Origin of the sequence: Streptomyces sp. NPDC052301, from assembly GCF_044593395.1 — a bacterium.
In the GTDB taxonomy this organism is placed as follows: Bacteria; Actinomycetota; Actinomycetes; order Streptomycetales; family Streptomycetaceae; genus Streptomyces.
On record NZ_JBIUBE010000003.1, the window covers coordinates 189,710 to 211,799 of the forward strand.

The window sequence follows — 22,090 nt, forward strand, 5'->3', positions numbered from 1 at the left end:
CCGCCCCCTTCGCCGTCTCTCCCTTCGCCGTCTCCGCTCCGCCGTTGTGGCGTCAGGCCAGCAGCTCCACCTCCGCCAGCGTCGACGCGCCGTCCAGGACCAGCCGGTACTTCGTGTACCGGCCCGGTGCCGCGACGGTGAAGGCGCGGGTCTGACGGTCCCACCGGAACGTCTCACCGGTGCGGTGGTCCAGGGTCCGCCAGGCCGTGCCGTCCGTGGAGCCCTGCAGGGTCCAGCCGGTCGGTGCCCGGGTGTGGTCCGCCGAGGAGGTCAGCGTGTACTGGACGGGCTTCACGGCGCCGTCGACCGGCAGATCCACCGAGGTCACCGTCGCGTCCGTCGCCGAGGTGTCGTCGAACAGCGCGCCGTCGCCCTTCAGCACGTCCGCGCGGGGCGTCGGCACCTTGTCGTCCTCGGTGACGGAGACCGGGGCCGCGTTCCTGCCGGTGCCCCACGTCGACGGCTTGGCACCCATGAAGAACTGCAGCACCCCGCCCTTGGACAGCAGCGAGTGGGGCAGCGAAGTCGACTTCCAGGGGCGGCCGTTGAACGTCACGCCCTGGACGTAGACGTTCTTGGCGCTGTTCCCGGGAGCCTTGACGACCAGGTCACGTCCGTTCTCCAGGTGCACGGTGACCTGCCTGAACAGCGGGGAGCCGATGGAGTACTCGCCGCTGCCCATGACCAGCGGGTAGAAGCCGAGCGCGGAGAAGAGGTACCAGCCGGACTGCTCGCCGTTGTCCTCGTCGCCGTGGTAGCCCTGCCCTATCTCGCTGCCCGTGTACAGGCGGGACAGCACCTCGCGCACATGACTCTGCGTCTTCCACGGCTGGCCGGCCGCGTCGTACATGTAGATGACGTGGTGCGCGACCTGGTTGGAGTGGCCGTACATGCCCATCCGCACGTCCCGGGCCTCGGTCATCTCGTGGATGACACCGCCGTAGGAACCGACGAAGTCCGGGGAGGCAGTCTCCGGCGTCGCGAAGTACGTGTCGAGCTTGTCCGCGAGCCCCTGCCGGCCGCCGTACAGGTTCGCCAGGCCCCGGCTGTCCTGCGGGGCGGTGAAGGCGTAGCCCCAGCCGTTCGTCTCCGTGTAGTCGTAGCCCCACACACGCGGGTCGTACTTCGCGGAGTCGACCCGCCAGGCGCCCCGGTCGTCCCGGCCCTGGAAGAAGCCGGCCTCGGGGTCGAACAGCTTCACGTAGTCCTGGGCCCGGTTGAGGAAGTACTGCGACTCCTCCTGGTACCGCTTCTCACCGGTCTTGCGGTACAGCTCCTGGCCCATCCGGGCGATGCCGTAGTCGTTGACGTACCCTTCCATCGCCCAGGAAAGGCCCTCGGAGGTGCCGGTGCTGGTGTAGCCGAGGAACGGCGAGGTGCTCATGCCCTTGCGGCCCACGCCCGACGTCGGCGGGACGACGGTCGCGTTCTTCACGGCCGCGTCGTACGCCGCCTTCGCGTCGATCTTCACGCCCTTCACGTAGGCGTCGGCGAAGGCCACGTCCGAGGAGGTGCCGGTCATCAGGTCGGCGTAGCCGGGGGAGGACCAGCGGGAGGTCCAGCCGCCGTCCTTGTACTGCTGTATGAAGCCGTCGACCATCTCGCCCGCCTGAGAGGGTGTCAGGAAGGAGTACGCCGGCCAGGTGGTGCGGTACGTGTCCCAGAATCCGTTGTTGACGTACACCTTGCCGTCGACGATCTTCGCGCCGGTGTGCGTCGGGGTGTCCTGGCTCGGCATCGGCGAGAACGGCGAGGCGTACCGGTTCTTCCCGCCGACCTTCTCGAAACCGGAGTTCGGGTAGAGGTACAGCCGGTACATGCTGGAGTACAGGGTGGTCAGCTGGTCCGCGGTGGCGCCCTGCACCTCGACCTTGCCGAGCAGCTTGTCCCAGACCTGCCGGGCGTGCGCCTTCACCGCGTCGAAGGAGGTGCCGTCCGGGATCTCCTGGCGCAGGTTGTCCTTCGCCTGGTCCACGCTGATCAGGGAGGTCGCCAGGCGCAGGGTGACCGTGCGGTCCGCGCCCGCGTCGAAGCGCAGGTAGCCCTTCACCCCGCTCGAGGCGCCGTCGGTGACCGGCTTGTCGAACTCGCCGTACACGAACAGCCGGGTGGCGCCCGTGGACAGCCCCGACTTCACGTCCGAGTAGCCGGTGACGGTCCCGTGGGTCTTGTCCAGGGTCAGGCCCGCCTGCTCGGTGACGTTGTCGAACACCACGCTCGCGTCGTCGCCGGGGTAGGTGAAGCGCAGCGCCGCCGCATGGTCGGTGGGGGCCATCTCCGCCTTGAGACCGTTCTCGAAGCGGACCCCGTAGTAGTACGGCCTGGCGGTCTCGTTCTCGTGCCGGAAGGGCAGCTCGCGCGCTTTCCGGCCGGGGTCCGGTGTGCCGGCCGCGGCCGACGGCATCAGCTGGAAGGTCTGCCGGTCGCCCATCCACGGGCTCGGTTCATGGCTCGCGCTGAACGCCTGGACGGTCGGCAGGTTGTCGTCGTTGTTCGCGCGCGCGTACTCGTACAGCCAGCTCAGCGAGGACGCGTTGGTCACCGGCGTCCAGAAGTTGAAGCCGTGCGGGAGGGCCGTCGCCGGGAAGTTGTTGCCGCGCGAGAAGCTGCCGCTGGAGTTGGTGCCCCGGGTGGTCAGCACGTAGTCCGACAGATGCGCCCTGGGTCTCTCGGGCGCGGCCGGCTTCAGGGAGACGTCGTCGATCCAGCCGCGGAACTTCGCCGGGCCGTCGGGGGAGTCGTACGCCACCAGGATCCGGTCGACCGTCCTGCCGGCCGCCACCGTGCCGATGCGGGAGGCGACGTCGTTCCACTGGTTGACGTACAGCGACTTCGACGCGCCCTGCCCGCGCGGGGAGAGCGGGAACCCGTGCTGGTCCTGCGCGCCCAGGTCGCTGAGGTAGGTGCCGTCGGTGAAGGCCAGGTCGACCGAGACGTTCGTGGCGTCGTAGTCCCGGTCGCCGTCGGCCATCGACGGGAAGATGCGGTAGGCCAGCCGGGTGTCGCGGGCGACCTTCACGTTCACGTCGAAGACCTTGTTGTACGAGTACGCCCGGCCGCCCGCCGTGTGCCGTCCGGCGTAGCGCAGCGCCCTCTTCCCGGTGAATCCGGCGCGCGCCTTGGCCGTGGGGGAGCCGGTCGGGCCCTTGTCGACCAGCGTCAGCATGTCCTGCGGCACCGGCCCGCCTCCGCCGCCGGTGGAGAACTGCACGTCGGCGAGCTGGAGTATCGAGGCGCCGCTGTTCTTCGTCACCTCCAGCCGGAAGTGCTGGTACTCGGCCGGCTCGGCGAGGTCGTACGACTTCGTCTGGAACCGCTCGGAGAAACTCTCGCCCGACCGGGTGTCGACGGTCTTCCAGTCCTTGCCGTCGGCGGAGCCCTCCAGGGTCCAGTCCCTAGGGTCGCGGTCGTCGTAGTCGTTGGCCGAGGTGAGGGCGTACGTCACCAGTTTGATGGGTTTGTCCAGGTCGAACTCCGCCCAGCCGGTGGGCTCGAAGGTCAGCCACTTGGTACCGGGCTCGCCGTCGACGAGGTTCTCCTTCACCTCGCCCGCCCCGGTGTTCTCGCCGCTCGCCCGGACCTCGGTGACATGGTCGGTCACGTTGCCCGGGATGCCGGTGCTGTAGCCGCCGTCGACGCCCGAGGCGCGCTCGGTGCCGTCCGGACCGGTGTCGACGGTGTTCAGCCAGTCCGGCGCCGGATCGCCCGCCTCGAACGAGGATGCGAACTCCCGGTCGGCGGCCGGAGCCTTGGCCGGCAGGGCGACCGCCGCGCCCTGTGCGCCGGCGGCCATGACAAAGGCGGCCGTGAGGACGACCGCCGGAGTCCATCTGTGCCGAGTTCTCCGCTGCATCTACGGATTCCCTCCCTGCGCCGACTCTGGACAACGTTGTCAACTACGCGGCGCAGGAACCAGTAGGTGGTCAAGTGGCCCGTGATGTCAAGGGTGTTGAGCGTGGCATTCAGGGACTTATGCCACGGTTTTTCCGGCGGGCCGGACACGGGGGTCTCATATTTCCGCGAGGTCTCAACTCGGAAAAGACCCATCGCGAACCCTGCATTCGATCTTGCTCCGCCGACCGAAAGTGGACTATACCTGTCGGCGTTTCCAGCATGACCCTGCACGACCCAGCACGACCCGACTGCGGTGCCGGGGAGGATCCGGTTCACCGCCTGAGTCCTGGAGAAGGCGAGGACTTGAGCATGGGATCCACCTCGAACAACAGCGCCGAAGGTGTCGGCCGTCGTGATGTGATCAAGCGGTCAGCCGCGCTCGGCATCGTCGGTGTGCCGACGATGAGCTTCCTGTCCGCCTGCGCGAGCAGCGGGGGCGGCGGACAGGAGAAGGCCAAGGCGGGGAAGAAGTCCGCCAAGAACCCGCTCGGCGTCAACGACACCGCCAAGATGGAGTTCGTCCTCTTCGACGGCGGTTTCGGCAAGGAGTACGCCGAGGACGCGGTGAAGATCTACCAGAAGGACTTCCCCAAGGCCACGGTGAAGTTCGCCGCCACCCAGAAGATCCAGTCCACCCTCCAGCCCCGTTTCAACCAGGGCAACCCGCCGGACCTCATCGACAACTCGGGCGCCGAGCAGATGGACATGGGCGTGCTCGTGGGCAAGAGCCAGCTGGCCGACCTCACCCCGCTGCTGGACGCGCCGTCGTACGACGACCCGGGCAAGAAGGTCCGCGACACGCTGCGCCCCGGCATCGTGGAGATGGGTCAGTTCGACGGCGACCCGGTCTGGATCCTCTACTACGCCTACACGGTGTACGGCGTCTGGTACTCCCAGAAGGCGCTCGACTCGCTCGGCGTGGAGTACCCGAAGACCTGGGACGAGATGCTCCAGGTGTGCGCCAAGGCCAAGAAGAAGGGCATCGCGGGCTGGACGTACGCGGGCAAGTACCCGTACTACATCCCCTTCTCGCTGTACCCGATGATCGGCAAGGTCGGCGGGCGCGAGGTGCTCGACGCCATCGACAACCTGGAGCCGAACGCCTGGAAGCACCCGGCCGTCAAGGCCTGCTTCGAGGCGTACTACGAGCTGTACAAGAAGGGGTACGTCCTCCAGGGCACCCCGGGCCTGGACCACATCCAGTCGCAGACCGCCTGGGCGAAGGGCAAGGCGCTGTTCATCCCGAACGGCTCCTGGGTGGAGAACGAGTCGGCCAACGTCATCCCGAAGGACTTCGACCTGGCCGTGTCGGCCCCCTCCGGCATCGACGGCTCCGACAAGCTGCCCTTCGGCACCATCTGGGCCTCCGGCGGTGAGCCGTTCGTCGTGCCGGCCAAGGCCGCGAACCCCGAGGGTGGCATGGAGCAGCTGCGCATCATGCTTTCGGAGGCGTCCTCGAAGAACTTCACCGCCAAGGTGAAGTCGCTGACCGCGTACAACGGCGGTACCTCCGGCATCAGCCTCACCCCGGGCCTGAAGTCGGGCGTGGCGGCGCTGAAGCTGGCGGGATCCAACGTGGTGAATCCGCGGCTCCAGGACTGGTACGTCCAGCTGCAGAAGGAGAAGATCGGGGTGGCCGGCCTCGGCGAGATGATGGCGGGCCGGATGACCCCGGCGGAGGCCATCAAGAAGATCCAGGGCTTCGCCGACGAGGCGGCCAAGGACACCTCGATCAAGCACTACAAGCACCAGTAAACAGCACCCCTGACCGCACCGGAGTGGCGATGCAGCACGGCAAGTACCGGTTCATCGTGGGGTTTCTGGCAGTGCCCCTGGGACTGTACGCGCTCTTCGTGGTGTGGCCGTTCATCCAGTCCATCTACTACTCGTTCACGGACTGGACCGGCCTGAGCCCCGAATTCAAGATGGTCGGCTTCGACAACTACGAGAGGATGTTCCACGACGACATCTTCTGGAAGTCGTTGCAGCACAGTCTGCTGTTCGCCCTGGTCCTGCCGCTGGTGACGATCAGTCTGGCGCTGTTCTTCGCCTTCATGATCAATGTGGGCGGGCGACGGAGAAGGGGCGGCCCCGTGATCTCGGGTGTCCGGGGCTCCTCTTTCTACAAGATCGTGTATTTCTTCCCGCAGGTGCTGTCCATCGCGATCGTCGCACTGCTGTTCGCGTTCGCGTACAACCCGGACAGCGGCGCGATCAACTCGGTCCTGCGCGGGATCGGCCTCGATCATGTCCAGCCGCTGTGGCTGGGCGATCCGGGCCTCGCGCTGTGGTGCGTGATGGCGGTGCTCGTCTGGTCCACGGTCGGCTTCTTCGTGGTCCTGTTCTCGGCGGGCATGGCCTCGATCCCGGCCGAGCTGTACGAGGCGGCGCTGCTCGACGGCGCGAGCCGCTTCACCACCTTCTTCCGCATCACCCTGCCGCTGCTGTGGGACACCGTGCAGTCCGGCTGGGTGTACATGGGCATCCTCGCGCTCGGCGCCGAGTCGTTCGCGGTCGTACAGATCATGACGACCGGGCCGGGCGGTCCCGACTACTCGACCACCGTGATGGTCCTGTACGTGTACCAGAAGGCGTTCCGGGACGGTCAGGCCGCCTACGCCACCACCATCGGCGTCGCCCTCCTCGTCGTCACCCTCGCCTTCGCGGCGGTCGTGATGCGGCTGGGCCGTCGCGAGCGGCTGGAGTACTGAGCGATGAAGACGACCGAGACCCCCGCCCCGCTGCCGGCCGAGTCCGGCGCGACCGTCTCCAAGGTCGACGTACCGGCCGCGAAGCCCGCCCGGCCCAGGAGAGAGGGCGGCATCCTCAACGTCTTCTCCCACGGCGTGCTGATCGTCTGGGCGATCATGGTGGTGATGCCGCTGCTGTGGGCGGTGATGACGTCCTTCAAGGACGACAGCTCCATCTTCGGCTCGCCCTGGTCCCTGCCGGACAAGCTGCACTTCGACAACTGGGCGCGGGCCTGGACCGACGCCAACATGAGCGACTACTTCCTCAACACCGTCCTGGTGGTCGGCGGCTCGCTCGTCGGCACCCTGGTGCTCGGCTCCATGGCGGCCTACGTCCTCGCCCGCTTCGACTTCCCGGGCAACCGCTTCATCTACTACCTGTTCATCGGCGGCATGAGTTTCCCGATCATGCTCGCGCTGGTCCCGCTGTTCTACGTGGTGAACAACATGGGCCTGCTGAACACGATCCACGGCCTGATCCTGGTCTACATCGCGTACTCGCTGCCGTTCACCGTCTTCTTCCTGACGGCCTTCTTCCGCACCCTGCCCACCTCGGTGGCGGAGGCGGCCTTCGTGGACGGCGCTTCGCACACGCGTACGTTCTTCCAGATCATGCTCCCGATGGCCAAGCCGGGTCTGATCAGCGTGGGGATCTTCAACTTCCTGGGGCAGTGGAACCAGTACATGCTGCCGACGGTGCTCAACACCGACCCCGACAAGCGCGTCCTCACCCAGGGCCTGGTCCAGCTGGCGGTGAGCCAGGGCTACAAGGGCGACTGGTCCGGGCTCTTCGCGGGCCTGGTGATGGCCATGCTGCCGGTGCTCGGGGCGTACATCGTCTTCCAGCGCCAGGTCGTCCAGGGGCTGACCGCGGGGGCGCTGAAGTAGGCCGGCGGCCCCCGGCGGGGTGACGCCCCGCGTCCGTCCGTACGCACGCCGCTCCCGGTCCGGGGGCGGCGTGCACCCGTGTGCCCGGACCGGTGCGCCGGGGTTCCGGGGTGCCGTGCGCGCCACTTTCGGGTGGTGTGTGCACGTTTCGTGGTACCCGGATACGGTTCAACCTCTTGACGGGAGTCACCCCGAACGGCTCAGCTTAGAGTTCACTAGTTGGACATACACGGGGCCTCGCCGAAGCGGCCCCGCGCTCAGGAGGTCGTCGTGGAGACTCCAGGGTCGCAGTCATCGCTGCACCGAGCCAACCTGGAGCGTGTCGTCCGGGCCGTACGCCTGGCCGGGTCCCTCACGCAGGCGGAGATCGCGCGGACGACCGGGCTGTCCGCAGCAACCGTCTCCAACATCGTGCGGGAGCTGAAGGACGGCGGGACGGTCGAGGTCACGCCGACGTCGGCGGGCGGGCGGCGGGCCCGCAGCGTCAGCCTGAGCGGGGACGCCGGCATCGTGGTCGGCATCGACTTCGGGCACACCCATCTGCGCGTCGCGGTCGGGAACCTCGCCCATCAGGTACTGGCCGAGGAGTCCGAGCCGCTGGACGTCGACGCCTCCGCCGCCCAGGGCTTCGACCGGGCCGAGGAGCTGGTCGACCGCCTGATCGGAGCAACGGGGGTGGACCGGTCCAAGGTGGCCGGCGTGGGGCTCGGCGTGCCCGGTCCGATCGACGTCGAGTCGGGGACGCTGGGGTCCACCGCGATCCTGCCCGGGTGGGGCGGCACCAAGCCCGCCGAGGAGCTGCGCGGACGGCTCGGCGTGCCCGTGCACGTGGACAACGACGCCAACCTCGGCGCCCTCGGCGAGCTGGTCTGGGGCAGCGGGAAGGGCGTGCGTGATCTTGCCTACATCAAGGTCGCGAGCGGTGTCGGCGCCGGTCTGGTGATCGACGGGAAGATCTACCGCGGCCCGGGCGGCACGGCTGGAGAAATAGGACATATTACACTCGACGAATCCGGCCCGGTCTGCCGCTGCGGGAACCGGGGCTGCCTGGAGACGTTCGCGGCGGCACGCTATGTGCTCCCGCTGCTCCAGCCCAGCCACGGGCCCGATCTGACCATGGAAGGCGTCGTGCGGCTGGCCAGGGACGGTGACCCGGGCTGCCGTCGGGTGATCGCCGACGTCGGCCGCCACATCGGCAGTGGAGTGGCCAACCTCTGCAACCTTCTGAACCCGAGCAGGGTGGTCCTCGGCGGTGATCTCGCCGAGGCCGGTGAGCTGGTGCTCGGGCCGATCAGGGAGTCCGTCGGCCGCTACGCCATCCCCAGCGCGGCGCGTCAACTGTCCGTTCTCCCGGGGGCACTTGGGGGCCGTGCGGAGGTGCTCGGAGCGCTCGCCCTCGCTCTCAGCGAGATGGGTGATTCGACCCTTCTGGACGGTTCTGTCGCCGGCGCACTGTCCGCCGCGACCCCTGCCTTCACTTAGAGAACGGATGGCACCGTTGCCATCTCGTTAAGGATTTACTTCTTGACGTCGCACGTGTGGCCGAGTTGACTTCCAGCCACCTCGGCCGCAACGACGCGGCCTCGTCAGGGAGGTTTCTAGAAGTGAACACGCGTATGCGTCGTGCGGCCTTCGCCGTTGCTGCTGGTGCCATGGCCGTCTCGCTCGCCGCCTGTGGCAGCGCCAAGGAGTCCGGTGGCGGCTCCGGCAAGTCGTCCGCCCCCAAGAAGGGCGACGACATCACGGTCGGTCTGCTCCTGCCGGAGAACCAGACCGCCCGTTACGAGAAGTTCGACAAGCCCTTGATCGAGAAGAAGGTCCAGGAGCTCACGGGCGGCAAGGGCAAGGTTGTCTACGCCAACGCCAAGCAGGACGCCACCCTGCAGAACCAGCAGGTCGACACCATGGTCACCAACAAGGTGGACGTGCTGATCGTGGACGCGGTGGACGCCGCGGCCATCAAGAACTCGGTGCAGAAGGCCAAGGACTCCGGCATCCCGGTCGTCGCCTACGACCGCCTGGCGCAGGGCCCGATCGACGCCTACACCTCGTTCGACAACGAGACCGTCGGCAAGACCCAGGGCGAGGCCCTGCTGAAGGCCCTCGGCTCCAAGGCCAAGTCCGGCAAGATCGTCATGATGAACGGCTCCTCAACCGACCCGAACGCCGCGCAGTTCAAGAAGGGCGCCCACGAGGTGCTCGACGGCAAGGTGAACGTCGGCAAGGAGTACGACACCAAGGAGTGGAAGCCGGAGAACGCCAACTCCAACATGGAGGGCGCCATTTCCGCTCTGGGCAAGAAGAAGATCATCGGCGTCTACTCCGCCAACGACGGCATGGCCGGCGGTATCATCACCGCCCTCAAGGCCGCCGGCATCTCCGACATCCCGGTCACCGGCCAGGACGCGGAGCTCGCGGGTGTCCAGCGCATCGTCGCCGGTGAGCAGTACATGAGCGTCTACAAGCCGTACGCCCCGGAGGCCGCCGCCGCCGCCGAGATGGCCGTGGACCTCGCCCAGGGCAAGTCGCTCGACTCCGTCGCCAAGGACAAGGTCGACAGCCCCACCACCAAGCAGGTGCCCTCGGTCCTGGTGCCCGTCACCGCGCTGACCAAGGACAACATCAAGGACACCGTCGTCAAGGACGGCGTCTACACGATCGACCAGATCTGCACCGGGCAGTACAAGGCCGCCTGCGACAAGATCGGCCTCAAGTAAGCACCCGCACGCACCTTCCCCACTAGAGGGATCCGTACTCGGATCCTCCTGAGGAAGGCGCCCCCCAGCTCCTCCGGTGCCCCGCGCACACACAGCCCCGCAAGCTCGGCGCGGGGTGCCGGACGGAACTACCCCCCAAATCTTCTGCACAACCTCCCGCCGGGTCAGGCGGCGAAGGAGATGGTTCACGTGTCCGCTACGCCCGTGCTGGCGTTGCGCGGGGTCTCCAAGCGGTTCGGTGCCGTTCAGGCGCTCACCGACGTAGAGCTTGAGGTCCACGCCGGTGAGGTGGTCGCCCTGGTGGGCGACAACGGTGCCGGAAAGTCCACGCTGGTCAAGACGATCGCCGGCGTGCACCCCATCGATGAGGGCGTCATCGAATGGGACGGCAAGGCCGTCCAGGTCAACAAGCCGCACGACGCCCAGAACCTGGGCATCGCGACGGTGTACCAGGACCTCGCGCTGTGCGACAACATCGACGTCGTCGGCAACCTCTTCCTCGGCCGGGAGATCCGCCGCCGCGGTGTACTCGACGAGGTCGAGATGGAGCGGCGCTCGCGTGAGCTGCTGGACCAGCTCTCCATCCGCATCCCCAGCGTCCGCATCCCGATCGCCTCGCTCTCCGGCGGTCAGCGCCAGGTCGTGGCCATCGCCCGCTCCATGCTCGGCGAGCCCAAGCTGGTCATCCTCGACGAGCCCACCGCCGCGCTCGGCGTCGAGCAGACCGCCCAGGTCCTCGACCTGGTGGAACGGCTGCGGGAGCGCGGGCACGCCGTGATCCTCATCAGCCACAACATGGCCGACGTCAAGGCCGTCGCCGACAAGGTGGCCGTGCTGCGTCTGGGTAAGAACAACGGCGTCTTCGAGGTCAAGTCGACCTCGCAGGAAGAGATCATCTCCGCCATCACCGGCGCCACGGACAACGCCGTGACCCGTCGTGCGGCGCGCAGCAATGGGGAGATCAAGAAGTGAGCATCGACAAGACCTCCACGCCCCCCGAGGACATCCCCGTGGAGAACCCCGAGGCGGCACGCGGCTCCGACGTCGCCGTCGACCCCCGTCTGCTGGTGCGCGAGCAGGGCCTCGCGGGCTACGTCACCGAGTTCAAGCGCAAGATGAAGGCCGGCGACCTCGGGTCCATCCCGGTCGTCATCGGCCTGGCGATCATCTGGATCATCTTCCAGAGCCTGAACTCCAACTTCCTCACCGCGGGCAACCTCTCCGACATCTCCGTCGCCATGGTCGGCACGGGCATGATCGCCGTCGGCATCGTGTTCGTCCTGCTGCTCGGCGAGATCGACCTGTCGGTCGGTTCGCTCTCCGGTGTCGCGGGCGCCACCTTCGCGGTGCTGAACGTCACCCACGGCATGAACGAGATCCTGGCCCTGGTGCTGTCGATCCTCACCGGAACGGTGGCGGGCGCGGTGCAGGGCTTCTTCTTCGCGAAGATCGGCGTGCCGGCGTTCGCGGTGACCCTGGCCGGTCTGCTGTTCTGGAACGGCCTCATGCTCAAGATCCTGGGCGACAACGGCACGATCAACCTGAACGACAACGGTCTCGTCGCCAAGCTGACCAGCTACTACTTCTCCGACGTGGCCGCCGCCTACGGCCTCGCCATCGCGGTGACGGTGCTGTTCTTCCTCAGCTCCTTCTTCGGCAACAGGCGCCGCGAGGCCGCCGGTGTGCCGTCCCGCCCGCTGAGCGAGACGATCCTGCGCACCGTGCTGCTGGCCGTCGTGGCCTTCGCCGCCGCGGCCGTCTTCAACCAGTACAAGGGCCTGCCGCTGGCCGTCGTGGTCTTCGTCGCCGTGCTGTTCATCACGGACTTCGCGCTGCGCCGCACCTCCTACGGCCGCAAGGTCTTCGCGCTCGGCGGCAGCGTCGAGGCGTCCCGCCGTGCCGGTATCAACGTGGACATGGTCCGGATCTCGGTGTTCGCCATCTCCGGCACGTTCGCGGCGATCGGCGGTCTGTTCATCGCCTCCAAGATCGCGTCCGCCAACCAGGGCGCCGGTGGCGGTGACCTGCTGATGAACGCGATCGCGGCGGCCGTGATCGGTGGCACGTCCCTCTTCGGCGGCCGTGGCCGCACCTGGAACGCGCTCCTCGGTGTGCTGGTGATCGTCTCGATCCAGTACGGCCTCGCGCTGCAGGGCATCGCCTCGCCGGTGCAGTACATGATCACCGGTGGTGTTCTGCTCGCCACAGTGGTCATCGACGCGGTGACCCGCAAGACCCAGAAGAGCGCTGGTCGCGCCTAGCGCCGACGACTGGACGACAGCGCCCGGCACCCGAAACGTGCCGGGCGCTGTCGTGTGCGGCAAACCATGAACATTAGACTCGGGCGAGCCCGGCGAAAGCTCGATCAGCTCTATTGCAAGGAGGCACGGGTGCCGCTGCTGACCCGCATCAGGGGACCGCGCGATCTGGACCGGCTCACCCCGGAGGAGCTGGACCAGCTGGCGGAGGAGATCCGGACCTTCCTCGTCGACGCCGTCTCCAAGACCGGCGGCCACCTCGGCCCCAACCTGGGCGTCGTCGAGCTCACCATCGCCCTGCACCGGGTCTTCGAGTCCCCCAGGGACAAGGTGCTGTGGGACACCGGCCACCAGTCCTACGTGCACAAGCTGCTCACCGGCCGGCAGGACTTCTCCAGGCTGAAGATGAAGGGCGGCCTGTCCGGCTACCCCTCGCAGGCCGAGTCCGAGCACGACGTCATCGAGAACAGCCACGCCTCCACGGTGCTCGGCTGGGCCGACGGCATCGCCAAGGCCAACCAGCTGAAGAAGCGGGACAGCCACGTCGTCGCCGTCATCGGCGACGGCGCGCTGACCGGCGGTATGGCCTGGGAGGCGCTGAACAACATCGCCGAGGCCAAGGACCGCCCGCTCGTCATCGTCGTCAACGACAACGAGCGCTCCTACGCCCCGACCATCGGCGGCCTCGCCAACCACCTGGCCACCCTGCGCACGACCGACGGCTACGAGCGCTTCCTCGCCCGGACCAAGGACATCCTCGACCGCACCCCGGTCGTCGGCAAGCCGCTGTACGAGACCCTGCACGGCGCCAAGAAGGGGCTGAAGGACTTCATCGCCCCGCAGGGCATGTTCGAGGACCTCGGCCTGAAGTACGTCGGCCCGATCGACGGCCACGACATCGAGGCGCTGGAGTCGGCGCTGGCCCGGGCCAAGCGGTTCGGCGGCCCGGTGATCGTGCACTGCCTGACCGAGAAGGGCCGCGGCTACCAGCCCGCGCTGCAGGACGAGGCCGACCGCTTCCACGGCATCGGGCCCATCCACCCCGACACGGGTCTGCCGGTCAAGGCCTCGGGTGCCGACTGGACCTCCGTCTTCGGCGACGAGATGGTCGAGCTCGGCAAGGAGCGCGAGGACATCGTGGCCATCACGGCGGCGATGCTGCAGCCCGTCGGCCTGAAGAAGTTCGCGGAGACCTTCCCGGACCGGATCTACGACGTCGGGATCGCCGAGCAGCACGGCGCCGTCTCGGCGGCCGGTCTGGCCCACGCCGGGGTGCACCCGGTCTTCGCCGTCTACGCCACCTTCCTCAACCGCGCCTTCGACCAGGTCCTGATGGACGTGGCCCTGCACAAGTGCGGCGTCACCTTCGTCCTGGACCGGGCCGGCGTCACCGGAACGGACGGCGCCTCGCACAACGGCATGTGGGACATGTCGATCCTGCAGGTCGTCCCGGGGCTCCGGCTGGCCGCCCCGCGCGACGCCGAGCAGGTGCGGGCGCAGCTGCGCGAGGCCGTCGCCGTCGAGGACGCGCCGACCGTGGTGCGCTTCTCCAAGGGCGCCGTCGGCCCCGCCGTACCGGCGGTGGGCCGCGTCGGCGGCATGGACGTGCTGCGCGAGCCGGGCACCGACAGGCCGGACGTGCTGCTGGTCTCCGTGGGCGCCCTCGCCCCGATGTGCCTGGAGGTCGCCGGCCTGCTCGAGAAGCAGGGCATCTCCACCACCGTCGTCGACCCGCGCTGGGTCAAGCCCGTCGACGAGGCCATGGCACCGCTGGCGGAGCGTCACCGGGTCGTCGTCACCGTCGAGGACAACAGCCGGGTCGGCGGTGTCGGCTCCGCGATCGCGCAGGCCCTGCGGGACGCGGGTGTGGACGTGCCGCTGCGCGACTTCGGCATCCCGCCGCGGTTCCTCGACCACGCCTCGCGCGGCGAGGTTCTGGCCGAGATCGGCCTGACCGCCCCGGACATCGCCCGTCAGGTCACCGGACTGGTCTCCAGGCTGGACGGCCGGTTCGATCGTACGGCCGCCGAGGTGGACTCGGTGGAGGCCGCGCGCGACTGACCCGCCACGCGCCCCCACGGGCCGGTGTCGCCACGTTCTGCGGTGGCGGAACCGGCCCGTCTGCGTTTACCTGCCTGTGCCGGGGCATACGCATCCCGACCCTCTCGATCATGTTGAGCCATATCGAGGTCTCACAAGCGTGGGAGGCAGGCACGTGAGCAGCGCGCTCTTCCGGACGAAGAACGTCGAGCAGTCGATCCAGGACACCGAGGAACCGGAGCATTCGCTCAAGAAGTCCCTCTCCGCCCTGGACCTGACCGTCTTCGGCGTGGGCGTCATCATCGGCACGGGCATCTTCGTCCTCACCGGACAGGTGGCGAAGAACAACGCGGGCCCGGCCACGGCGCTGGCGTTCGTGGTGGCCGGCGTGGTCTGCGCGCTCGCCGCCCTCTGCTACGCCGAGTTCGCCTCGACGGTCCCCGTCGCCGGTTCGGCGTACACCTTCAGCTACGCCTCGCTGGGCGAACTGCCCGCCTGGATCATCGGCTGGGACCTGGTCCTGGAGTTCGCGCTCGGTACGGCGGTGGTGGCGGTCGGCTGGTCCGGCTACATCCGCTCGCTGCTGGACAACGCCGGCTGGCACCTGCCGGGCTATCTGGCCGGCCGGGACGGCGCCCACGGCTTCGGCTTCGACATCCTCGCCGCCGCCCTGGTGCTGGTCCTCACCGGCATCCTCGTCCTCGGCATGAAGCTGTCCGCGCGGATCACCCAGGTCGTGGTCGCCATCAAGGTGGCCGTCGTCCTCATCGTGATCATCGCCGGTGCCTTCTTCGTCTCGGGCGACAACTACAAGCCGTTCATCCCGCACGCCCAGCCGGTCCATGCGGGCGGCAACCTCAAGGCCCCGCTCATCCAGCTGATGTTCGGCTGGGCCCCCGCCGACTTCGGTGTGATGGGCATCTTCACGGCCGCGTCGGTGGTGTTCTTCGCGTTCATCGGCTTCGACATCGTGGCCACCGCCGCCGAGGAGACCCGCAACCCGCAGCGGGACATGCCCCGCGGCATCCTCGGCTCGCTCCTCATCTGCACCGTGCTCTACGTCGCCGTCTCCGTCGTCGTCACCGGCATGCAGAAGTACACCCGGCTGTCCATCGAGGCCCCGCTCGCCGACGCCTTCAAGGCCGTGGGGCACCCCTGGTTCGCGGGCATCATCAGCTTCGGCGCCGCCGTCGGCCTGACCACCGTGTGCCTGATCCTGCTGCTAGGCCAGACCCGTGTGTTCTTCGCGATGAGCCGCGACGGACTGCTGCCGCGGTTCTTCTCCCGCGTCCATCCGCGCTTCAAGACCCCGCACCGGCCGACCATCCTGCTCGGCGTGGTCATCGCGATCGTGGCCGGTTTCACCAGCCTGAGCGAACTCGCCGAGCTGGTGAACATCGGCACGCTGTTCGCGTTCGTCGTCGTCGCGATCAGCGTGATCATCCTGCGCCGGACCCGCCCCGACCTGCCCCGTGCCTTCCGCACCCCCTGGGTCCCGTTCGTCCCGATCGTGTCCGTGTGCGCCACGCTCTGGCTGATGCTCAACCTGCCCGCCGAGACCTGGCTCCGGTTCGCCGTCTGGATGGTCATCGGCTTCGTCGTCTACTTCCTCTACGGCCGTACGCACAGCCGGCTCGCCCCGGGCCGGCAGGTCGCCCGGCAGACCACGGACAACAATCCGTAACCGCTCTCTCCGACACCCGGCCTCGTATGTCCCGTTTCGACCGGAACGGCGGGGCCGGATAGCGTGCTGCCCATGCTCGCCGCCCCCCTCGTCCCCGCACGGACCGTAGTCACCAGGACCGTCACCCGGACGGCGTACTGGGCGCGGCTGCTGCCCCTGCTGGCGCTGCTGGCCTGCACCACCAGGATCCCGTCGTTCGGCCGGCCGCTGTGGAACCCCGACGAGGGCTATCTCGCCGTACAGGCGCGGCTGCTCGCCCAGGGCGGACAGCTGTACGAGACCGTCGTGGACCGCAAGCCGCCACTGCTGCCCTGGCTGTACGAGGCCGCCTTCGCGCTCTGCGGCTCCGGTTCGCTCACCCCCCTTCGGGTGCTGGCGGTCCTCGCCCAGCTGCTCACCGCGGCCCTGCTGGCCTCGCTCGCCCGGCGCCGCTGGGGCGACACGGCGGGCCGCACGGCCGGGGTGCTGTATCTGCTGGTCTCGGTCGGGCTCAACCCCGAGGACGCGCAGGCCGCCACCTTCGAGGTCTTCATACTGCCCTGCACGGCCGCCGCAGTGTGGTGCGCGGACCGCGGCCGGTGGGGCACGGCCGGGGCCGCGGTCGCCGCCGCCTGCCTCACCAAGCAGACCGGCGGCGCCGTGCTGCTGCCGGTGGTCTGGCTGCTGCACCGGCAGGGCACCCCCCGCGCGGGCGCGCTCCGGCTCGCCGCCGGATGCGTCCTGCCGGTGCTCGCGGCGGCTTCGCTGACGGACCCGGCCGGATTCCTCTTCTGGACGGTGACCGGCTCCAGCGCGTACGCCTCCTTCGCCGGCTCCGAACTCCACGTCCTGGTGCGGGCGCTGACCAACACCGCGATCCTCGCCGGCGCCTCGGCGGGGCTGCTGCCACCGGTCGTACGGGCCCTGCGGCTCACCCGCGCCGGCGCGCCGGACCTGTGGCTGTGGCTGGTCTCCTCGGCCGCCGCCGTGACCGCCGGCTTCCACTTCTTCGGCCACTACTACCTGCAACTCACCCCGTCACTGGCCCTGCTGGCCACGGCCGCGCTGCAGGTCCTGCCCGGGGAACGGCCGCTGACGGCCGTGCTCACCTCGGCCTGCTGCTGCGCCCTCTTCCTCGCCTGGGGCCTGTTGGCCCCGCGCCCCGAACTCGCCCACGCCCAACGCCTCGCCGCCGCCCTCGCCGACCGCACCGGCCCCGCCGACCGTGTCCTCGTCTGGGGCATACACCCCGAGACGTACTGGCTGGCCGACCGCACCCCCGCCACCCGCTACCTCACGGCGGGCCTGCTCACCAACTACAGCGGCGGCCGGGACGGCCCGCAGGTCGGGGAGAAGTACGCCGTCGCCGGTGCCTGGCCGGTCTTCCGGCGGGAACTGGACGCCCATGCCCCGGTCCTGGTCGTCGACGACTCCCGCGGCAAGCCGTACGCCCCCGACCGCCTCCCCGCCCTGCGCCGGCTGCTTCAGGCGCGGTACGAGGAGGTGGGGAGGGTGGACGGGGCCGTGCTCTATGCCCGTGCGTCGCACGGCCGGAACCAGGCCGGCCCGTGAGCAGGGGGAGGGGGAGGCGAGGCCCCTAGCCGAGGACGGTCCGGGGGCCGGCCGCCTCCGCACCCAGAGCGGTCACCCGGCGCCGCAGTTCACGATCGGCCGTGACCACCAGGCGGGCCCGGCCGGGGTGCTCGGCGGTCAGCTCCACGATCCGGTCGTCCCCGCTCCCGGGTGCCGACTCCACCCGTACCCCGGGCACGGACCCCACCCCGCGGGCCGCCCCCTCGACGACGAGCACGACCTCCACCTCACCGTCGTGCCCCGGCAGTCCCTCGGCGGCCAGCCGGTCCCGCAGCCGCACCGCGGCACCCCTGCGGTCCCGCCACCAGCCGTCGGGCCGTGACCCGACGACGTTCGCGCCGTCGACGATCACCAGCAGGGGGCCGTCCGCGTCCGGGGTGCCGAGGGGCTCGTCCATGGGGCAAGGGTCCCACGGGGACGATGAGGGGCGGCTTCCGGCGCCCCTGCGCACCGGCTTAGAGTGAACCGGTGAACGGCGACTGGCTCCTGCGCGGCCGCGACGGCCGGCTCAGTGTCTACCAGCTGTCGGGCGACGCCGTCCTGTGCCGGGCGGAGCGCGCGCCGGACGGCCCCTGGACCGACCCGCGCACCGTGGGCGGCGACCAGAGGCTCCACCCCGTCCTCGCCGTCGGCCAGGGTGCCGACAGCTACGCGCACCTGGTCTCCTGGCGGCCCACGACGAAGGGCGAGTCGGGCCTGGTGCACTCCACCCACTTCCGTCCGCGGCTCGCGGCGCTGGACTGGAACCCGGTCGGCCATCCGAACAAGAAGGGCGACCGGACCGGCACGCCCGCCGTGGCCGTGGACGCGCACGGCCGCGCCCATGTCTTCGTCCGCAACAACGGCGGCGGAGTGAGCCTGCTCGCACAGAAGGAGAAGGGCGGCTGGGACCCCTGGCGGGACCTGAAGGGCAGTCAGGTCCAGGACGGACTCGCGGCGGTGACGGGGGAGTCCGGCACGGTCGAGCTGTACGCGGCGGCCCCCGGCGCCCTCCTGTACTGGTGCCAGGAGGAGCCCGGCGCCCAGCCGGTCCTGCGGGAGACCCTGGAGACCGCGGTCCGCCCCGGCACCCTGCGCGCCCTGGCCACCTCCCCGGACAGCACGACCGTCTTCTACACCGACGACTCGGGCGAGCTGCGTGCCTGGCGTCCCGGCAGCAAGCCGGCCGCCCTCCTGCCGTCTGCGGGCCCCGGCCCGGTCTCCGCCGTCCGCTGCTACCTCGACGGCCACGACTGCACGCTGCTGGCCCAGCGCTCGGCGAGCGGCCGGGTGGCCTTCGCCGCGTACCCCACCGAGCTGGAGTCGGCGGGGGCCTGGTGGACGGAGTCGGGTCCGCGGCTGCCGGTGGACGCGCTGGTGTCGCTCGCGATGGACGAGGACGACCGGGTGGTCGCGGCGACGTCGTCGCCGTCCACGGGCCAACTCCTCCTCACCCGGCGGAAGGACGAGCCGGGGCTGGCGATGGAGGCGTGGCGGCAGCTCTGAGGGTCGCCCCCCGCCCGGCCCGTGCACCGGACGGGCACACGGTCGTCACACCGTGTTCGTCGAACGTTCGACCTATGATGGGGCGCGCTCGGCCTCCCCGTGCAACAGGTGTTCGGGATTCACTCGCGCCGGGCGCAGGGAAGGGGCGGGTCACGTCATGCGGACCGGATCCGGGCGCGGCGCCGCCCGGCGCAGAACGGCCGACCATGTCGTCGCACACGCGGGGACGACGCAGCGGCAGGCGGCCGAGGCGACCGTGGCGGGCCGCTGGCTCACGCTCGGCAAGGACGGCAGGCTGACCGCCTACGCCCGCACCCGCGCCGGCCTGCTGCGCTGGACCGAGACCCGGCCGGGCGGCCCGCACTGGACGGCCCCCGACTTCTTCCCCGTGCCGGACCTGACCCACGTCTCGGTGACCCAGGGCGCCGACTCCTACGTCCACTTCCTCGGCCGGCGCGAGGTCCGCAAGGGCGACGGCCCGCCCGCCGTCGACGTCGTGCACGCCATCCAGTACCAGACCGGCCGCCCGGTGACCGAGTGGCGCTCGCTGGGCAATCCCCACCAGGACCGGGAGAAGGCCGCCCGCTTCGGCGTCCCGGTCGCCGCGGTCAGCTCCTCGGGACGCGTGCACGTCTTCGCTCGCAACGCGGGCCGCGGGGTGATGCTGCGCCGGGAGGGGGCCACCGGAAAGTGGGAGCCCTGGCAGGACCTCAAGGGCAGCCGGGTGCAGGACGGCCTGGTGGCCGTCGGCCACGCCTCCGGGCGCATCGAGGTGCTGGCGAGCGGCGAGCGGAATGTCATGTGGTGGCGGCAGTCCGAACCCGACGGCGACTTCCGGCAGGAGCCCGACATCCCGGTCCGGGTGGCCGCGGGCACGGTGGCGGCGCTGGAGACGGCGCCGGACCGGGCCACCTACTACTGGGCCGACCCGGACAGCGGGCAGCTTCTCGCCCACCGTCCCGGCGGCTGGGTGATCCCCCTCGGCGGAGCGCCGGCCGGGGACCCCGTCGCCCTGCTGCGCGCGGGGCTCGACGGGTACGACTGCACGGTGCTGGCGCACCGGGACATGGACGGGCAGGTCGTGCTCGCCGCGTGCGGCGCCGAGAACGAGCAGGCGGGCCTGTGGTGGTCGCCGACCGGCGAGCACGGCATCGGCGCCCCGGCGCTCGCCCTGGACGCGTACGGCCGGATCGTCCTCGCCGTGATCGCGCCGGACGGGGCGCTGCACATCGCCCGTCAGGCCGGCGGGCCCGGTCTGGCCCTGTCCCCGTCGGTCCGCGTCTGATCCGCGCCCGCGGTCAGGACGCCGAACCCCCCGTGGCGGGCGACTTCTTCGCCGACGCGGGGATCCGCTGGTCCTTGCGCAGCGCCTGCCACAACCGGCCGGCCTGGGGCTGGGCGGCGACGACACGGTTCGGGTCCTGGGTGTCGTACCGCACGGGCAGCATGATCGTCTCCATGGTGGACGGATCGATGCCGTTCAGGCTGCGCCCGAAGTCGGCGAGTCGGGTCAGCGAGGCGAGGCCCGAGTCGGTGGTGAGCGACGCGGTGAGCTTGTCGGCGATCCGGTAGGCCTTGGTGGGGCTGCCGAGCAGGTCCTGCTTCTTGATCTCGCTCAGCAGGGCGATCAGGAACTGCTGCTGCAGCCCGATGCGTCCGAGGTCGCTGCCGTCGCCGATGCCGTGCCGGGTGCGGACGAACTGCAGGGCCTGCGTGCCGTCGAGCTCGTGGGTGCCGGCGGTCAGGTCCAGGCCGCTGGACCTGTCGTGGATGTCCTGGTCGACGGTGACGGTGACGCCGCCGATGGCGTCCACCAGTCCCTTGAAGCCCGCGAAGTCGATCTCCAGGAAGTGGTCCATCCGCACCCCGGACATCTGCTCGACGGTCTTGACCACACAGGCCGGACCGGCGAGCGAGTAGACGGAGTTGAACATCACACGCTTCGCGGAGGGAAGGGCAGAGCCGTCCTTGGTGGTGCACTCGGGCCGGGTCACCAGGGTGTCGCGCGGGATGCTCACGGCGACGGCCTTGCTGCGGCCCTCCGGTATGTGGATCACCAGCGCGGTGTCGGAGCGGGCACCGGAGACGTTGCCGGTGCCGAGCGAGGCGTTGGCGCCGGACCGCGAGTCGGAACCGAGGACCAGGAGGTTCTGCCCCGAGGTGGGCAGCTTCTCCGGCCGGTCGTCGCCGATCGCCCGGTCGAGGTCGACGCCCTTGATGTTGCCGTTGAGATCGCTGTAGAGCCAGTAGCCGGCCCCGCCCGCTGCCAGGACGAGCAGGACGAGACTCAGCGCGATCCAGCGCCCCACGCGACGGCGTCTGCGGGGCGGCTTGGCCCGGCGGCTCGCCGGCGCCCGCCGCGATCCCCGGGCGCCCGTCTCCGTCTGGGCGTGCGTCATGGCCTCGGTTCCTCTCTCGTCCCGGCTCGATGCCGTGGTTCCTCAGGAGCTCAGGGCACGAGTGGGGGGAGAGACCGGGCCCGTCTGCGGCGGTGGACAGTCATCCACCGGTCATCAGACGTTCAGGGTGGCGTAAGGGTTGTATGTGTTTCTGTCATTTCGACGGATGTTGACAGCTGTGCAATCGCTTGCTGATGATGTGCGTGTCCTGTGAAGGTTAAATATTCGGTGTGAACGTGCGGCGGCTTCGTGCCGTCGCGCTGACGTGGTCGCGCATTCGAGCCGGGGGGCGAGAGGGCGGGCGACCACGAGTGCTCACCCCTGGCCTGGCCGGGTGAGGAGAGGGAGGGGTGACTGTGCCGGTGCGTGCGTCGGCCCGTGGGGGGCGAGCGACGTGACGGCT

15 protein-coding genes are annotated in these 22,090 nt (G+C 69.7%); 12 read left to right on the forward strand and 3 right to left on the reverse strand.

Annotated features, from left to right (window positions below; translation table 11 throughout):
• Positions 1 to 52: 52 nt before the first annotated feature.
• Positions 53 to 3,853, reverse strand: a complete 3,801-nt coding sequence (locus ACIHEJ_RS08160; RefSeq protein ID WP_400133129.1) for a GH92 family glycosyl hydrolase — start codon at positions 3,851 to 3,853, stop codon at positions 53 to 55.
• A 350-nt stretch (positions 3,854 to 4,203) separates the two neighbouring features.
• Here ACIHEJ_RS08160 and ngcE point away from each other — a divergent pair, with 350 nt between their 5' ends.
• From ngcE to ACIHEJ_RS08210, 10 genes are all read left to right on the forward strand, one after another.
• A complete protein-coding gene (gene ngcE / locus ACIHEJ_RS08165) occupies positions 4,204 to 5,649 on the forward strand; it encodes an N-acetylglucosamine/diacetylchitobiose ABC transporter substrate-binding protein (RefSeq protein WP_400133131.1) in 1,446 nt (481 codons plus the stop codon).
• Positions 5,650 to 5,678: 29 nt separating this feature from the next.
• Entirely contained in the window at positions 5,679 to 6,605 is a 927-nt protein-coding gene (locus ACIHEJ_RS08170) for a carbohydrate ABC transporter permease (RefSeq protein ID WP_400133132.1), read from the forward strand.
• A gap of 3 nt (positions 6,606 to 6,608) precedes the next feature.
• Complete coding sequence (locus tag ACIHEJ_RS08175; protein ID WP_400133134.1) at positions 6,609 to 7,532, forward strand: carbohydrate ABC transporter permease; 924 nt, start codon at positions 6,609 to 6,611, stop codon at positions 7,530 to 7,532.
• Positions 7,533 to 7,802: 270 nt separating this feature from the next.
• Positions 7,803 to 9,014 carry an ROK family protein gene (locus tag ACIHEJ_RS08180; protein WP_400133136.1) on the forward strand — a complete coding sequence of 404 codons (1,212 nt, stop codon included), beginning with the start codon at positions 7,803 to 7,805 and terminating at the stop codon, positions 9,012 to 9,014.
• Between the two features lie 134 nt (positions 9,015 to 9,148).
• Positions 9,149 to 10,249, forward strand: coding sequence for a sugar ABC transporter substrate-binding protein (locus ACIHEJ_RS08185; RefSeq protein WP_400133993.1), 1,101 nt, complete (start codon positions 9,149 to 9,151; stop codon positions 10,247 to 10,249).
• Between the two features lie 180 nt (positions 10,250 to 10,429).
• Positions 10,430 to 11,221: an ATP-binding cassette domain-containing protein gene (locus ACIHEJ_RS08190; RefSeq protein ID WP_055706661.1), complete on the forward strand. Its 792-nt coding sequence runs from the start codon at positions 10,430 to 10,432 to the stop codon at positions 11,219 to 11,221.
• A complete protein-coding gene (locus ACIHEJ_RS08195) occupies positions 11,218 to 12,510 on the forward strand; it encodes a sugar ABC transporter permease (protein WP_400133138.1) in 1,293 nt (430 codons plus the stop codon). Before ACIHEJ_RS08190 ends, ACIHEJ_RS08195 begins: the two co-directional genes overlap by 4 nt.
• Positions 12,511 to 12,639: 129 nt before the next feature.
• Positions 12,640 to 14,568 (forward strand): 1-deoxy-D-xylulose-5-phosphate synthase, encoded by a 1,929-nt coding sequence (gene dxs, locus ACIHEJ_RS08200; protein ID WP_400133140.1) that lies wholly within the window; start codon positions 12,640 to 12,642, stop codon positions 14,566 to 14,568.
• A gap of 154 nt (positions 14,569 to 14,722) precedes the next feature.
• Complete coding sequence (locus ACIHEJ_RS08205; protein ID WP_400133141.1) at positions 14,723 to 16,231, forward strand: amino acid permease; 1,509 nt, start codon at positions 14,723 to 14,725, stop codon at positions 16,229 to 16,231.
• Positions 16,232 to 16,303: 72 nt separating this feature from the next.
• Positions 16,304 to 17,782: a glycosyltransferase family 39 protein gene (locus tag ACIHEJ_RS08210; RefSeq protein WP_400133143.1), complete on the forward strand. Its 1,479-nt coding sequence runs from the start codon at positions 16,304 to 16,306 to the stop codon at positions 17,780 to 17,782.
• A gap of 25 nt (positions 17,783 to 17,807) precedes the next feature.
• Here ACIHEJ_RS08210 and ACIHEJ_RS08215 read toward each other — a convergent pair whose 3' ends face one another.
• Positions 17,808 to 18,200, reverse strand: coding sequence for an NTP pyrophosphohydrolase (locus ACIHEJ_RS08215; protein WP_400133145.1), 393 nt, complete (start codon positions 18,198 to 18,200; stop codon positions 17,808 to 17,810).
• 71 nt (positions 18,201 to 18,271) lie between these two features.
• Here ACIHEJ_RS08215 and ACIHEJ_RS08220 point away from each other — a divergent pair, with 71 nt between their 5' ends.
• Both ACIHEJ_RS08220 and ACIHEJ_RS08225 read left to right on the forward strand, forming a co-directional pair.
• Positions 18,272 to 19,288, forward strand: coding sequence for a hypothetical protein (locus ACIHEJ_RS08220; RefSeq protein WP_400133147.1), 1,017 nt, complete (start codon positions 18,272 to 18,274; stop codon positions 19,286 to 19,288).
• 157 nt (positions 19,289 to 19,445) lie between these two features.
• Complete coding sequence (locus ACIHEJ_RS08225) at positions 19,446 to 20,573, forward strand: hypothetical protein (RefSeq protein ID WP_400133149.1); 1,128 nt, start codon at positions 19,446 to 19,448, stop codon at positions 20,571 to 20,573.
• Positions 20,574 to 20,586: 13 nt separating this feature from the next.
• Here ACIHEJ_RS08225 and ACIHEJ_RS08230 read toward each other — a convergent pair whose 3' ends face one another.
• Positions 20,587 to 21,687, reverse strand: a complete 1,101-nt coding sequence (locus ACIHEJ_RS08230; protein ID WP_400133151.1) for an LCP family protein — start codon at positions 21,685 to 21,687, stop codon at positions 20,587 to 20,589.
• Positions 21,688 to 22,090: the final 403 nt, after the last annotated feature.

Excerpts from the sequence above, each read along its gene's own strand:
- ACIHEJ_RS08160 (WP_400133129.1), bottom strand. The coding sequence starts at position 3,853 with ATGCAGCGGAGAACTCGGCACAGATGGACTCCGGCGGTCGTCCTCACG.
- ngcE (WP_400133131.1), top strand. The coding sequence starts at position 4,204 with ATGGGATCCACCTCGAACAACAGCGCCGAAGGTGTCGGCCGTCGTGAT.
- ACIHEJ_RS08170 (WP_400133132.1), top strand. The coding sequence starts at position 5,679 with ATGCAGCACGGCAAGTACCGGTTCATCGTGGGGTTTCTGGCAGTGCCC.
- ACIHEJ_RS08175 (WP_400133134.1), top strand. The coding sequence starts at position 6,609 with ATGAAGACGACCGAGACCCCCGCCCCGCTGCCGGCCGAGTCCGGCGCG.
- ACIHEJ_RS08185 (WP_400133993.1), top strand. The coding sequence starts at position 9,149 with ATGCGTCGTGCGGCCTTCGCCGTTGCTGCTGGTGCCATGGCCGTCTCG.
- ACIHEJ_RS08190 (WP_055706661.1), top strand. The coding sequence starts at position 10,430 with ATGGTTCACGTGTCCGCTACGCCCGTGCTGGCGTTGCGCGGGGTCTCC.
- ACIHEJ_RS08210 (WP_400133143.1), top strand. The coding sequence starts at position 16,304 with ATGCTCGCCGCCCCCCTCGTCCCCGCACGGACCGTAGTCACCAGGACC.
- ACIHEJ_RS08215 (WP_400133145.1), bottom strand. The coding sequence starts at position 18,200 with ATGGACGAGCCCCTCGGCACCCCGGACGCGGACGGCCCCCTGCTGGTG.
- ACIHEJ_RS08225 (WP_400133149.1), top strand. The coding sequence starts at position 19,446 with ATGCGGACCGGATCCGGGCGCGGCGCCGCCCGGCGCAGAACGGCCGAC.
- ACIHEJ_RS08230 (WP_400133151.1), bottom strand. The coding sequence starts at position 21,687 with ATGACGCACGCCCAGACGGAGACGGGCGCCCGGGGATCGCGGCGGGCG.